This is a genomic window from Mesorhizobium sp. B3-2-1, from assembly GCF_006439515.1.
In the GTDB taxonomy this organism is placed as follows: Bacteria; Pseudomonadota; Alphaproteobacteria; order Rhizobiales; family Rhizobiaceae; genus Mesorhizobium.
On the sequence record NZ_VFTI01000018.1, the window covers coordinates 127338 to 141091 of the forward strand.

Consider the following 13754-nt stretch of genomic DNA (forward strand, 5'->3'; position numbering starts at 1 on the left):
GCCGTTTGCATCGCGCCAGCGAAGCCACCTTCCCGTCGCGGCCCTTGATCATCAGCTTATCAAATCGTCTATCCTGATCGGCAAGTCTCGAATGCGTTTGCCCGTAGCATGGTACACGGCGCTTGCCACGGCCGCCGCGGTCCCGACATTGCCTAGCTCCCCCAAGCCTTTGACGCCAGCCGGGTTGACGTCTAGGTCGACCTCGGGAACAAGGATGACGTCGACCTGTTTGATGTCGGCGTTGACCGGCACCAGATAGTCCTGCAGGTCACGATTGACGTAGCGGGCTTTGCGCCGGTCGATCTCCGTCGCCTCGTGAAGGGCTTGGCCGATACCCCAGATCATGCCGCCCATCAGTTGGCTGCGCGCGGTGCGCGTGTTCATGATGCGTCCCGCCGCAAAGGCACCGACGATGCGTGGCACCCGGATTTCGCGTGTGTAGCTGTTGACGCGCACTTCGACGAATTCAGCGCCAAAGGCGTATTTCACGGACTCCTTGTCCTGATCGCCGCCGTGGAATTCCGCCTGCCCGGCATAGAGTTTCTTCAGTGCTTCCGGCGTCGAACCCCTTGGTGCAAACTCGGCGTACTCCTCTATCGCGCCGACCTGCATCACGTTGAAGACATCCGACAGCCTGGCGGATTTGCCGCCGATTGCCACGATCTTCTCTTGCTCCATGTCCAGCTTGGCATTGCCGGAACCAGCCAATGGGCCATCTCCGGCGACGGCTGCCGCGAAAAGTTTTCCGCGCACCGCGTCGCAGGCCTTCAGAACCGCCGAGCAGACGCTCGCGGTCGAAATCGAGCCACCCGAGACCGGCGCCGGTGGCAGGGCGCTGTCGCCCATCTCGACGCTGACCTTGTCCATCCCTATCCCCAGACGTTCGGCGGCCATCTGTCCGGCGACGGTGCGCACACCGGTGCCAATCTCGTGCGAACCGCACTGGACGCGAACCTGTCCATCGGCGGTCAAGCGAACTCGGGCCGCGCATGGCGCGCTGGCCGTTGGATAGATGGCTGTCGCGCATCCCATGCCGACCAGCCAGTCGCCGTCGCGCATCGATCCGACCGCGGCGTCACGCTTCGACCAGCCAAAGGCTTCGGCGGCTTGGTCGTAGCATTTGACCAGCGACCGGCTGGAGAATGGCTTGCCTCCGATAGGCTCTTTTTCAGGCTCGTTGATGCGCCGAAACTCGACGGGATCCATGCCGAGCGCCACAGCCATTTCGTCCATGGCGTTCTCGAGCGCGTAGACGTACGGCGTCTCCGGCGGCGAGCGCATGTAGCCCGGTGTGTTGCGATCGGCATGGACGATAGAAACGTGAGTGAGCACGGAATCGTAGTTGTACATGCGACCGGTGGCTGACGTGCCGCCGACGACATAAGGGTCAGGGCGTGATGTAACCTCCCAGCCCTCGTGTCCGAACGCCGTGATGCGGCCGTCCTTGCCGGCGCCGATGCGGATTCGATGCCTGGTCTCGGCCCGGTAGGTCTGGGTGTTGAAAGCCTGCATGCGGCTGACGACGCAGCGTACCGGCCGTCCAACACGATGCGCGGCAACCGCGACAATTGCGGTGCGAGCCGTCATCGGTCCCTTGGAACCGAACGCGCCTCCGACATAAGGGCTGACAATCCGCACATTGGCAGGGTCGATCTTCAACTGCCGGGCAAGTTCGATTTTCCAGCCGGTGACATTCTGGCTTGGCTCATGGACGGTGAGTTGATCGCCTTGCCACATCGCCGTGGTCGAAAACAGTTCGATCGGATTGTGATGCTGGGTCGGCGTCGAATATTTTTGGTCGATCTTGACGGCTGCGGATGCATAGGCAGCGTCGAAGTCGCCGGCTTTGACATCCTCCTGCAACATCGGGCTCTTGCCGGCCGCCGGTTCCACCTTCACGCCTTCGGAATCGAAGCTGGCGCTTGGCGATTCGTCTTCGTAGTCGGCGCGGATCAACATCGACGCTTCCTCCGCCGCCTCGAATGTCTCGGCAACGACCAGGGCGATGATCTGGCCATCGTGGAAGATCGTCTTGTCGTGCAGGGGGGCGATGGAGCTTGCACCGGTGTTGCCAAATTTCGGCGTGTCTGTCTGATCCATGTCGCCATAGGTCACGATGTCCAGCACTCCTGGCACGGCCCTGGCGTCATCCGTATGGAGTTTGGAAACCTTGCCCCGAGCGATGCTGCTCGTGGCTAGAGCGCCATAAGCGACATTGGCCGTGGCGATGTCGGCCGGATAGCTGGCCTGCCCGGTAACCTTCAGCCTGCCGTCGATGCGGACGACCGGTTCGCCTTGGTTTTCTTTTGGAGCTGGAGCGGCTTGATTCATGGCTCAGACCTTCATGTCACGGGTCTCGAGCAGCGCTCGCACCAGCGTGCGCTTTCCGAGCGGTATCTTGAACGCGTTGTGTTCTCGTGGCTTGGCATCAGCGAATGCGGCTTCGGCAGCAGCCCTCGCGGCCTTGTCGTCGAGGGCATTGCCACGCAGCGCATCCTCCGCCGCCCTCGCGCGCCATGGCACCGTCGCGACGCCACCGAGTGCTATGCGCGCTTGCCTGACCGTGTCTCCGTCCATCTCCAGCGCCACCGCCGCCGAGGCCAGCGCAAATGCGTAGGATTCGCGATCGCGTATCTTCAGGTAGCGCGAGCGACGGCTCCATGCACCAAGCGGAACGTCGATGGCGACGATGACTTCATCGGCGGCCAGATCCGTCTCGATGTTGGGTGTGTCGCCGGGAAGCCGGTGCAGGCTGGCGAATGGGATCTTGCGCGGGCCACGCTGCCCCTCCACTTCGACGACGGCATCGAGTGCAATCAGCGCCTGCGCGAAATCACCGTGATAGGTCGCTATGCAGGCATCGCTGGTGCCGAGCACAGCATGCTGGCGGTTTATCCCTTCCATCGCCGCACAGCCGGAACCGGGCTCCCGCTTGTTGCACGGCCAGGAGGTTTCCCGAAAATACTCGCACCGCGTTCGTTGCAACACGTTGCCGGCAAGGCTGGCCATATTGCGAAGCTGGCCGCTAGCGGCGAATTTCAGGCTGTCGGCAAGGAGCGGGCAGCGGCGCCTGACGTCTTTGTTGTCGGCTGCCTCACCCATGCGAACCAGCGCACCGAAACGGATGGTGTCGTCGTCCGTTTTGATCTGCCGCAAAGCAGGCTCGGCAAGCTCGTTAAGGTCGAGCAGCCGCTCCGGCCGTGCGATACCCAGCTTCATGTAGTCGGCCAGATTGGTGCCGCCGGCGATGAACTGGGTGTCGGCCTGTGTTGGCGCACCATCGAGATGAGACGCCATGGCGATCGCCGCGGTGACGCTCGTTGGTCTTTCATAGAGGAAGGGACGCATCCTAGGCCCTCCTGATCTCGTCGCGCGCCTGGATGATCGCCGCGACGATGTTCGGATAGGCTGCGCACCGGCACAGATTGCCGCTCATATACTCCCGGATATCATCCTCCGAACCGGCATGGCCTTCGTCGATGCAACCGATGGCGGACATGATCTGGCCCGGCGTGCAGTAGCCACATTGAAAGGCATCATGGTCGACAAACGCCTGCTGCACCGGGTGCAGTTCGCCGTCGGCCGAAGCCAGGCCTTCGACAGTCGTGACCTCGCGGCCCTGGTTCATGACGGCAAAGCTCAGGCAGGATAGCACCCGCTTCCCATCGACAAGAACGGTGCAGGCACCGCACTGGCCGTGGTCGCAACCCTTCTTGGTGCCGGTCAGACCAACATGGTCACGTAGAGCGTCAAGCAGGCTCGTGCGATTGTCGAGTGCGAGGGTGTAGGCCTGCTTGTTGACCCGGAGCGAAATCGTCGACAGGTCGCGCGGCTCGACCGCTCTGGCAGGCGACGGCTCGGCGGCTTTTGTCGAGGTGGCCATGAGAGGCATTGCGGCTGCCGCCGTAACAGAACCCGTCATGAAGGTGCGTCTGCTCAGGCCGCTAGGGCTTGTGGGATTGGACATGGCTGGCTTTCCGGCTGGCTGGAGGCTCAAGCGGACGAAACTGTTCGCGGGAGGCAAAGTTCCCTCCTCACATCGCTGTGATCGTATCCTTTGCAGGACGGCCATGCGGAACTTCAGCCGCAAGGCCGTGGTTGTCCTCGATAGGTTCCAAGGAAGGAGGCGATCATGACCAATGATCGGAGCGATCGGCGAAGCGATCGGCTTGATGACGAAGGCCCTGTCTTTTCGGCTGAACAGGCGCGACAAGGTGAGATCATCCTGCGAACCCGCACACGCCGGATCATCTTCATCGCAGGGCTGGTCGGCATCGTGATCCTCATCACAGTGATCAGATTTGCCGTCGGTTGAACGGCTTTGGCTACGATCCCGACGAATGCCGCCGAGCCGGTTCGTCAGGAACTTTTGTGAAGAGCTGTCGTTGAATCGGTCGTTAAAGCGGTCGGCGCCTTCCCTGAAAGTTCTCCCCGTGGATGCAAAAACCGAGACTGAAGAACCAGACAAAGTCAGAGATGCGCGCGGCGTTTCGAGCAAGGCCGGACAGGATGCGTCGCCAAAACGCAGGGGCGATGTGGCGCAGCCTAACGCTCCGGAGCGCGAAGCGCGGGACAAGCAGGCGGATGAACAAAAGCCCAGCCTCCTAGGTTTCCCCCGGCGGCATCCTTACGTGGCCATTGCAATCTTGATCGTGATGTTGCTAGCCGCCGTGGCACTGATCATGTGGTGGCTGAATGCCCGCCAGTATGAATCGACCGACGACGCCTTTATCGACGCCCGCACGATAACTATCAGCGCCGAGATATCAGGACGGGTCACTGACCTTGCGGTGACCGACAACCAACCGGTCAAGGCGGGCGACGTCCTGTTGCGCATCGATGACAGCGACTATCGGGCCAGCCTTGAACAGGCCGATGCCGGCGTGGTTTCGGCGCAGGCCGACATTGTCGAACTAGGGGCTCAGATCGAAGCACAAAACGCAAAGATCGATGCGGCGCAGAAGCAGACGGCGGAGGCACAGGCCGCGCTCGATTTCGCCAAAGCCGAGGACCAGCGCAACCGTGAACTTCTGGCCAAGGGCACGGCCACCCAACAGCAGGCGCAGCAGGCCGCTTCGACGCTGCGCCAGGACCAGGCGGCTCTCGACAGCGCTCAAGCCAATGTAACTGCCGCCAGGAGCCAGGTCGCTGTTTTGCAGGCGCAGACCAAAAGCGCCGAAGCCAAGCTCAATCAGGCCAAGGCCAGCCAGGACCAGGCGAGGACCATGCTATCCCGCACAACCATCACCGCACCGGTCGCCGGGCGGGCAACCAGCATCTCGGTCGCCAACGGTACCTATACCCAGCCAGGCCAGGTGCTGATGATGTTTGTTCCGGACGAAGTCTGGGTGAAGGCCAACTTCAAGGAAACACAGCTCGATCTGATGCGGCCCGGACAGCCGGTCGACATCGAGATTGACGCCTATCCGGACAGATCTTTTCATGGCCGCGTCGACAGCATCCAGGCGGGTAGTGGCACCGCCTTCAGCCTGTTGCCGGCAGAAAACGCCACCGGCAACTTCGTCAAGGTGGTGCAGCGCGTACCCGTGAAGATCGTCTTCGACAAACCGCCCGGCGTGCTGCTGGGTCCGGGCCTGTCGGTGGTGCCGACGGTCAAGGTGCGATGACTGGCGAAATCTCCAGCGCCCAAAGCGAAAGCCGATCCGCCGCCGGCGGGCGCAATCCCTGGCTGATCGCAATCGTCGTCTCCATCGCCACCTTCATGCTGGTGCTGGACACTTCGATTGCCAACGTGGCCCTGCGCAACATCGCCGGCAGCCTGGCTGCCGGCATGGACGAGAGCACCTGGGTGATCACTACCTATCTGGTCGCGAATTCCGTGATCATCCCGGTCAGCGGCTGGTTGGCCAGCGTGATCGGGCGGAAGCGCTACTACATGCTTTGCGTGGCGACGTTCACCATCGCATCGCTGTTGTGCGGCCTCGCGCCCAATCTGGAAATGCTCATTTTCTTCAGGATCCTGCAGGGTCTCGGCGGCGGCGGCATGGCGCCGAGCGAACAATCCATCCTTGCCGATACCTTTCCGCCCGAGAAGCGTTCCCAGGCTTTTGCCCTTTATGGCATCGCCGTCATCGTCGCACCGACAGTCGGGCCGACCCTCGGCGGCTGGCTGACGGACCATTTCTCCTGGCACTGGATCTTCTTCATCAACGTGCCGTTCGGCATCATGTCGCTTGCCTTGGTGCAGTGGCTTCTCGTCGAGCCGGACGTGATCGAGCGCGAACGTCAGGAGCGGCTGAAGGGCGGCCTCAGAATAGATTGGGTCGGGTTCATCCTGGTCGCCACCGCTCTTGGCTGCTTGGAAATCTTCCTTGATGAGGGTCAGAGAAACGACTGGTTCGCATCGGGTTTCATCACGACTTTTGCAGTGATTTCGGCGATCTCGTTCCTGCTGCTCATCCCATGGGAGTTTAGTCACCGCGATCCGATCGTCGACGTGCGCCTGTTGTTCACCCGCCAGTTCGGCGCGTCGTTCCTGGTGATGATGGCTGTCGGAGCCGTGTTGTTCAGCACCACGCAGTTGATGCCGCAGCTGCAACAGACCGCCTTCGACTATACGGCCACCCTGTCGGGCCTTTCCATGATGCCCGGCGGCATCGCCATGCTGATCTTGATGCCGATTTCCGGATTTGCCGCCGGATTGGTGCAGCCCAAATATCTGATCATGATGGGCATGTCCGTTGTCGTGGTCGCCCTGTGGCACATGACGTCCCTCACCCCGGACGCCAGTTTCCGCTTCTTTGCCTTCGCGCGTATCTTCTTGATGATCGGCCTGCCGTTCCTGTTCATCCCCATTTCGACAGCGGCCTATGTCGGCCTCGCTCCGCAGAAGACCAACCAGGCGTCGGCGCTGATCAACGTCGCCCGCAACATCGGCGGGAGCATCGGCGTGTCATTGTCGAACACCGTGATCGCTCAAAACGCGCAGCTGCATCAATCGAACCTTGTCAGCCATACCGTGCAATCGTCACCTGCCTATCAGCAGCTGCTGCGTCAGGTGACGGATCACTTTGTCGCCCAAGGCTCGGGCATGCTTCAGGCCAAGCAGCAAGCCATCGGCTGGCTTGGGCAGTTGATCGCGCGCCAGGCTTCGCTGCTCGCCTACATCGACGTTTTTCGCTACTGCGCCATCGCGACGGCACTGTTTGTTCCCCTCGCCTTGCTGCTGCGGTCTCCAAAACCCGACGGACGCCAGCCGAAATAGCCGGCCCGCCCCGCCAACCTATTCCAGGACTTCCGCCGCCTGCCATTTTTCCCGGCAAGCATCGCAAGTCGCAAGCATTGAATGCTTGGCGAATGACCGGCAACGTCAGATCCAGTTCGAGAGAACCGTTTCCATCTCGACCGTCTCCACCTGCTGCGCGAACCGTTGGTGATAAACGGTCAACAGCGCGTCATGCGTTGCGTCGGATGAACTGCACAGCGCATCCGTAACAAGAACCACGCGATAGCCGAAATCGATCGCTCCGAGCACCGTGGCCAGAACGCACACGTCGGTTTCGCCGCCGGTGATAACCAGCGTGTCGATGTCGCGTTCGTTCAGAAAGGCCCTGAGGCGACCTTCGAACCAAGGCGAGTATATGTGCTTGTCGATGACTGCCGCTGGCGGGCAGTAAGTGACCAACGCCGGCAACAGGTCGACCATGTCGGAGCCAATATTTTCGATCGCCATCGAGGACCAGCGCTCATAATAGCGCTTCCATGTGCCGACGCCCTGCCCCGGCTTTTGCGCCGGCAGGAAGCGCGTGAAGACGGTCTGTGGCGCTCGTCTTTCGACCAGCCTCTCGATTTGAGGAAGGACACGGGTGATCCAGGGGGTCGCCCACTGCGACGGCTTGGCAAACAGCTTTTGCATATCGACACAAACATGCATGCATCGGTGCCCCAACGGACCATATGCCAGGCCCGGCATCGACATCGAAGATAATCCTATTCCGTGACATGTGGGGTGTGCCGTTTGTCCTCCACCGGGTCGACATCGATGCGCGCCTTTCGCGGATCGAAGGTGCCATGACCTGCAATGGCCAGCGCTGCCGTATCGGGCGTCTCGTATGCCCACATGAAGTCGTCGGCCGAGCTACCGACAGCATGGACCCGCCAGTAACTCGCATTCCCCTTGAGCGGTGAGCTGCTTGTGGTGTTGGTCTTTTCGAAAAGGTCGAAATAGATGTCCTCGAAGGGGATAAAGAACGTCGGCTCCTGTCCCTCTTCCCTGACGACCTTCGCGTGCTCGGTGGCTGCGACCACAGCATCGGAAAATCGCACGGTCACCGTCCCGGCAAACGGCTCTATGGTCAGTGGGCGAAAGTCGTGATCTGACGTTGCGACTGAAGTTTGCATCGGAATTCTCCCTGGCTATCGATTGATCGTTGGACTGCGTTTCGATCCATCGATGGAGACGAAATGCGCGGCGATGCATCAGGTTCCAGCTTGTGCGGTGAAGCCGAATGGACCGCCGAGCCAAGCAATTATCGGCTGCCGAAACTATCGAGAAAGCTCGCCAACAGCCGCGAAACCTCGTGTGGAGCCTCACGTGTCGGGAAGTGCCCGACCGCGTCCAGGACCACTCGTTTGTAGGGCGCCGTGAAATGCTCCTCCAGTCCTTCCGAGGATGCGGTCAGTACAACACGGTCATCGCCACCATGAAGCGTCAAAGTCGGCACCGTGATGATCTTGACCGATGTTTGCCGGCGGGCCAGCTCCGCGTAGCGCGGATCGGGCTCCGCCTCACCCCAGCGAACCCGATAGGAATGCAGCGTCACGTCCGGCCAATCCGGGTTGTCGAAGGATGCAGCCACTTCATCAAAAATGGCGTCGTCGAACCAGCCCAACGGGCTCCAGCTGTCCCATTGGAATCTGGCGAATTCCTTGCGGTTCTTTCGCACGAACTCGGCGCCGCGCGCTGTTGCCATGAACCATTGATACCAAAATGCTTTCGCCTGTTCAGGCGCCGGCGTTGCCGGTTTGCCGGGCTGCCAGCCAAGCGATAGCGCGGCACAGCAACTGATGCGATCGGGAAAGATCGAGGCCAGGAGGTAGGCGATCCGTGCTCCCCAGTCGTGACCGACGACCGCAAAGCGGCTGAGGCCAAGCGCGTCGGCAAAGTCCAGCACATCCTGCGCCATTGCGGCAATTTCGCCGGATCGCATGGTCTCTTTCGACAGGAACGATGTCTGCCCAAAACCTCGCAACCACGGCGAAAACGTCCGAAAGCCGGCCTCGTGGAGGACCGGCGAAATGCGCGCGTAAGTGGTCGCGTCGTCCGGCCAGCCATGCAGCAGGACGACCGGCGGACCGTCTTGCGGCCCACCACTGAGATAAGCGATGCGCAGCAGTGGCGTATCGCAAAATGAGACAAGGTTCATTTGCTCTCCGGCGCTGTAACCGGCTGGTCGCCGCCAGTCGTCGACTTGGGTCTGACATCCTGGTCAACCTGCGGATTCTTGTTGACGGAGTCGGTGTTGGCTTTCGTCGGTTGGGTGCTGTTATCACAGGCACCGAGCGCAAGAGCAGCAGCCAACACCAGAAGCGACAAGGATTTCTTCATCGAAACCTCCCCTGACTGATGGTCGACAACGAGGTTCCGCGAATTTGGTTGCCCGGGGCGCCCCCGATCAGCCATCCGCAAAAAGCGTTGCCGCAACGGCGATCGAGGTCAGGCTCGACATTGCAAGGCTTGCCCTGATGGCGTGCGACATCTCCCAGATATTCCGGAAATCTCTCCAATCACCATCTTGCTTCCGAGCGAATATGGAGAAAAACGCCGCGCCCGATCTCGACATGGCGACGTCCTTCACCCAGAAATTATTGACGGGATGCGTGACCAGCCAATAGGTCGCGTGTTGCGCCGCCAGGAAAAACAGCGACGCGAGCGTCCACCAGAACCGAGTACTTGCAGAAGGCGTCAAATAGAGCAGGATGGCAAGCGCGAGGATGCCTCCGATTTCGGAAAAACCGCCAATCGTGAAGCCGGGATAGTAGATCGTCTGCACTGCCTTGTAGGTCGCCTCTTTCAGGCGCATTTTGCCCGGTAGCTCCAATGCATGTGCAAGCGAGAGCGCCGTTGCGATTGCGACCAGCAGGAGCGTGAAAACCATCAAAACGCGCATGCTCTTACTCCATTAACCGCGCTCTTTCGCAACCGGCATGGAGTGGCCGTTGGCCGCCGCCGTAGCCCGCGGAACGCAGAGAAGTCATCGTGCAGCCGTTCGGCTTTGCCACGAGCACAGGGACTGATCGACAAGACGGGTCAGGTGGGGTCGCACCGCGCGCGGTTGCGAATGCGAACAGGTGACGATCCTCACCTAAGCCGCCCCGCGCGCGTCAGAACATGATCCTTTGCCTCAACCACGTAAGAAACCTGTTGCCGCCAATTGTCGCGCGGACCCGAGCGGCAGCCCACCGTGCTTTCATGGTAGAGCCTACGTGACAATCGCAAACGATGTCATGCAGTTGCCAGTCGTTCAGTTCGAAGAAGCGCTTGGCCTCGCCATAAGTGTCATCCCGAAGACCCAACGCGCGCAGCATCGGGTCTTCGAAGGCAACAGTAATTGCCGACCCTTCGCCGCGTGCGATGGCGCGTGCCTCCGGATGCATATGTTCGGTGCCTGTAAACGCGCCAAGGCATCGCTCGGGATTCTGATCGAGAAGTTCAGCCCATCGCGCGATGCGCTCATCCCGTGTCATTTCCGAATATGGCGCCGAGGGTTCAATCCTGGCGACGGCCTGTAGTTGGTCGAGTGTCTGGTGTTTCATGGTCAGCTCCTGTCGTGAAGGGGAGGAGTGCCCACCCCTTCAAGGGAATTACCGCGCGGCGGTACTTCGACAAGAGCGCGAAACCGGAAGAATTCGGCCCCACCGAATGCGTCTGGGCCGGATCACAAATGCGCTGACCGCGTTCACTCAATGGCGCGCTTTTCCACAGGCTCTGCCGACGGAGGAGCGGTCCAATAGCGGCCTAGCACCCCGGCGGTTGCCTTTATGGCATCCTACTTTTTGATAATGTTGCCGTCGCGCAGGTCGAATGCTTCGGCGTCGCGAGCCTGGCGGTAGAAATCGTCCTGCAATTCACCCCATTCGCCGAGGAAGGCACCGCAATTGCTGCAATAAATTGGCGTCGACTCCGTGGCGTCGTCGGGAATGTCCATCTGGATCGTCCCGCAAGCCTTGCAATCGAGTTTGTCGTCCAATTTGCGTGCCATTTTCCAATGATCGCGCATTTTCACACAGGAGCCAATTGTCGATTTCGTACGGAGCGGTACCTGCGATCGCCGTCAGCCACATTCTGGCCCGGTCCAAAAGCAGATCAAGCGATGATTCCGTGCGAGCGGCTCAGCCGGCAAGCTGACGTGCCAGATTGCCGAAAGCGCCGCGCACTTTCGGTCCGATATTTTTCGCGTTCAGGGCTTCCGGGCCGGCAGTGGTGGAGAGGGTTGGATTCGAACCAACGTAAGCTAAGCTAACGGATTTACAGTCCGTCCCCTTTAACCACTCGGGCACCTCTCCAATCTGCCACCGGAGCCATGCAACGAGGCATTCGCGCCAGTTCGGACCCGAGTTGTGTCTTCTCCGAAACCAGCGAAGCGCCTTATGGCGGCAAGGCCAGTGGGTGTCAACCGCGCAGGAAGGGTTTTTCGACGTTGTTCGCCGGCTGCGGCGACAGGGCGTATCCTTGGCCGGAGGAGACCGCTATAGAAGCCGGCCATGAGCAACAATTCCAACACCCCGAAAGACACCCACTACGCCAAGCTGCGCCGCGCCTTTCGCGACGAGAAAAGCGGCGGCGCGCCGGCGTTCAGGCCCCGCCAACCCGTGCCACCAGGCGAGAACGCCGGGGATGGCCTGGTGCGACTTTATGGCCTGCACACAGTGCGCGCGGCACTCGACAATCCGCGCCGTCGGATCAAGAAAATGCTGGTGACGCGCAATGCGGCCGAACGGCTCGAGATCGGCGATCTCGCCGCCCTGCGCTTCAAGGCTGAACTGGTCGAACCCAGGGACATCGACAAAGTCACCGGCTCGGACGCCGTGCATCAGGGCGTGCTGATCGAGGCGGAGCCGCTGAAGCCGAAGCGTCTCGACGCACTCGGCGACACCAGGCTGGTGCTGGTGCTCGACCAGGTCACCGACCCGCACAATGTCGGCGCCATCCTGCGCTCGGCGGTCGCTTTCGGCGCCGGAGCGCTGATTACCACGGCCCGCCATAGTCCGCAGGAATCCGGCGTGCTGGCGAAATCCGCCTCCGGCGCGCTGGAGCATATCGACCAGATCGAGGTGAGGAATCTCGCCGATGCGCTCGGCCAGTTGCACGAAGCCGGCTTCCAGACCATCGGGCTCGATTCGGACGGGCCGGCGGAACTCGAAACGAGTTTTGCTGGCGAGAAGATAGCCCTGGTCCTCGGCGCTGAAGGCAAGGGCCTGCGCCAGAAAACGCGCGAGACGGTGACGACGTTGGCCAGGCTCGACATGCCCGGCGCTATCCGCTCACTCAACGTGTCGAACGCAGCGGCGGTGAGCCTTTATGCAGCGCGGGCATTTCTGAAGCGTGGCTGATTGGAAGCGGCAAGCTTCCCGCCATGAATCAAAACGGGTTCCGGCGAACGCTTGCCGGAACCCGTTCCTGGGTTAAGACAAAAGTTTGCGGCTTGGGAACGTTATGCCGCCCTCTTCCGACCTATGCCGCTTTGCCTTTGCTTTCTTTTGCCTCCTTGCCGATCTCGAAATTCGCCATCCGCTCCAGCGCCCTCACCAGCGCCGAGTGATCCTCCTTGGCGCCACCGTTGGCGGCGCAGGAATTGAATAGCTGCTGGGTGGTCGATGTGTTGGGCAGCGACACGCCAAGCGCCTTTGCACCCTCCAGCGCCAGGTTCAAATCCTTCTGGTGCAGTTCGATGCGGAAACCCGGCGCGAAGGTGCGCTTGACCATGCGCTCGCCATGCACTTCGAGGATGCGTGACGCTGCCAGCCCGCCCATCAGCGCCTGCCTGACCTTGGCTGGATCGGCCCCGGCTTTCGATGCAAAAACAAGTGCTTCGGCGACGGCTTCAATGGTCAGCGCGACGACGATCTGATTGGCGACCTTGGTGGTCTGGCCGACACCGTTCGGCCCGACCAAGGTGATGTTCTTGCCCATCTTTTCGAAAACCGGTTTCGCACGATCGAACGCCTGTTCCTCGCCTCCGACCATGATGGTGAGGGATGCGGCCTTGGCGCCGACCTCGCCGCCCGAAACCGGCGCATCGAGATAGTCGCAACCGAGATCGTTGATCCTTTTTGCGAATTCCTTTGTCTCGATCGGCGAGATCGAGCTCATGTCGATAACGAGTTTGCCCTTGGAAAGGCCAGAGGCGACGCCGTTCTCACCGAACAGCACCTCGGCCACCTGTGGGGTATCCGGCACCATGGTGATGATGATGTCGGCGGCCTTGGCCACGGCGGCATGGCCGGTAACCGTCTTCAGGCCCTTGGCGACGAGATCAGCCGGCGGCTTGGAGCGATGGTCGCTGGCGATGACGCTGTAGCCGGCGTCGAGCAGATGCCCCGCCATGGGCGCGCCCATGATGCCGAGGCCGATGAAGCCGATGGTTTCCATGTGGTTTCTCCTGCAAGTTCTTTCGAATTCATCAAAAGTTGGCGCTGCCCCTCATCCGCCTGCCGGTGTCCAGCGGATAGATGGGTAACAGAATGAACCGGATACATAGGTAACAGTTTTCTCCCCCTAAGATGCGGTTGCC

13 protein-coding genes, 1 tRNA gene and 1 pseudogene are annotated in these 13754 nt (G+C 61.0%); 3 read left to right on the top strand and 12 right to left on the bottom strand.

The window, feature by feature from the left end; genetic code table 11:
• Window positions 1–51 precede the first annotated feature (51 nt).
• From FJW08_RS19635 to FJW08_RS19645, 3 genes are read right to left on the bottom strand one after another with little or no spacing between them, the layout of a single operon-like run.
• Window positions 52–2331, bottom strand: coding sequence for a xanthine dehydrogenase family protein molybdopterin-binding subunit (locus FJW08_RS19635; protein WP_140811913.1), 2280 nt, complete (start codon window positions 2329–2331; stop codon window positions 52–54).
• Between the two features lie 3 nt (window positions 2332–2334).
• A complete protein-coding gene (locus FJW08_RS19640) occupies window positions 2335–3348 on the bottom strand; it encodes a xanthine dehydrogenase family protein subunit M (RefSeq protein ID WP_140811914.1) in 1014 nt (337 codons plus the stop codon).
• 1 nt (window position 3349) lies between these two features.
• Window positions 3350–3967 (bottom strand): (2Fe-2S)-binding protein, encoded by a 618-nt coding sequence (locus tag FJW08_RS19645; protein WP_140811915.1) that lies wholly within the window; start codon window positions 3965–3967, stop codon window positions 3350–3352.
• A 466-nt stretch (window positions 3968–4433) separates the two neighbouring features.
• On the opposite strand from FJW08_RS19645, the gene FJW08_RS19655 reads away from it, so the two are divergent.
• Window positions 4434–5627: an HlyD family secretion protein gene (locus FJW08_RS19655; RefSeq protein WP_246682442.1), complete on the top strand. Its 1194-nt coding sequence runs from the start codon at window positions 4434–4436 to the stop codon at window positions 5625–5627.
• On the top strand, window positions 5624–7225 hold the full coding sequence (locus tag FJW08_RS19660) for a DHA2 family efflux MFS transporter permease subunit (RefSeq protein WP_140811917.1): 1602 nt from the start codon (window positions 5624–5626) through the stop codon (window positions 7223–7225). The genes FJW08_RS19655 and FJW08_RS19660 overlap by 4 nt, the downstream gene beginning before the upstream one ends.
• A gap of 105 nt (window positions 7226–7330) precedes the next feature.
• On the opposite strand, the gene FJW08_RS19665 is transcribed toward FJW08_RS19660, so the two are convergent.
• From FJW08_RS19665 to FJW08_RS19700, 8 genes are all read right to left on the bottom strand, one after another.
• Window positions 7331–7939: an isochorismatase family cysteine hydrolase gene (locus tag FJW08_RS19665; protein WP_140811918.1), complete on the bottom strand. Its 609-nt coding sequence runs from the start codon at window positions 7937–7939 to the stop codon at window positions 7331–7333.
• 11 nt (window positions 7940–7950) lie between these two features.
• A complete protein-coding gene (locus tag FJW08_RS19670; protein ID WP_140811919.1) occupies window positions 7951–8361 on the bottom strand; it encodes a DUF427 domain-containing protein in 411 nt (136 codons plus the stop codon).
• A 128-nt stretch (window positions 8362–8489) separates the two neighbouring features.
• On the bottom strand, window positions 8490–9386 hold the full coding sequence (locus tag FJW08_RS19675; RefSeq protein ID WP_140811920.1) for an alpha/beta hydrolase: 897 nt from the start codon (window positions 9384–9386) through the stop codon (window positions 8490–8492).
• Window positions 9383–9568, bottom strand: coding sequence for a hypothetical protein (locus FJW08_RS19680; RefSeq protein ID WP_140760215.1), 186 nt, complete (start codon window positions 9566–9568; stop codon window positions 9383–9385). Before FJW08_RS19680 ends, FJW08_RS19675 begins: the two co-directional genes overlap by 4 nt.
• A 67-nt stretch (window positions 9569–9635) precedes the next feature.
• Window positions 9636–10130 carry a DUF1772 domain-containing protein gene (locus tag FJW08_RS19685; protein ID WP_140811921.1) on the bottom strand — a complete coding sequence of 165 codons (495 nt, stop codon included), beginning with the start codon at window positions 10128–10130 and terminating at the stop codon, window positions 9636–9638.
• A 214-nt stretch (window positions 10131–10344) separates the two neighbouring features.
• The gene (locus FJW08_RS19690) at window positions 10345–10776 is read right to left on the bottom strand and encodes a hypothetical protein (RefSeq protein WP_140760212.1); all 432 of its coding nucleotides are present in this window, start codon (window positions 10774–10776) and stop codon (window positions 10345–10347) included.
• A gap of 233 nt (window positions 10777–11009) precedes the next feature.
• A complete protein-coding gene (locus FJW08_RS19695; RefSeq protein ID WP_084637125.1) occupies window positions 11010–11168 on the bottom strand; it encodes a hypothetical protein in 159 nt (52 codons plus the stop codon).
• A 273-nt stretch (window positions 11169–11441) separates the two neighbouring features.
• Window positions 11442–11526: transfer RNA gene (locus FJW08_RS19700), tRNA-Tyr, on the bottom strand.
• A gap of 198 nt (window positions 11527–11724) precedes the next feature.
• Between FJW08_RS19700 and FJW08_RS19705 the strand changes: the two genes are divergently transcribed.
• Window positions 11725–12573, top strand: coding sequence for an RNA methyltransferase (locus FJW08_RS19705; protein ID WP_140811922.1), 849 nt, complete (start codon window positions 11725–11727; stop codon window positions 12571–12573).
• A gap of 121 nt (window positions 12574–12694) precedes the next feature.
• Here FJW08_RS19705 and FJW08_RS19710 read toward each other — a convergent pair.
• Window positions 12695–13615, bottom strand: a pseudogene (locus tag FJW08_RS19710) (2-hydroxy-3-oxopropionate reductase); the annotation flags it as partial.
• Window positions 13616–13754 lie beyond the last annotated feature (139 nt).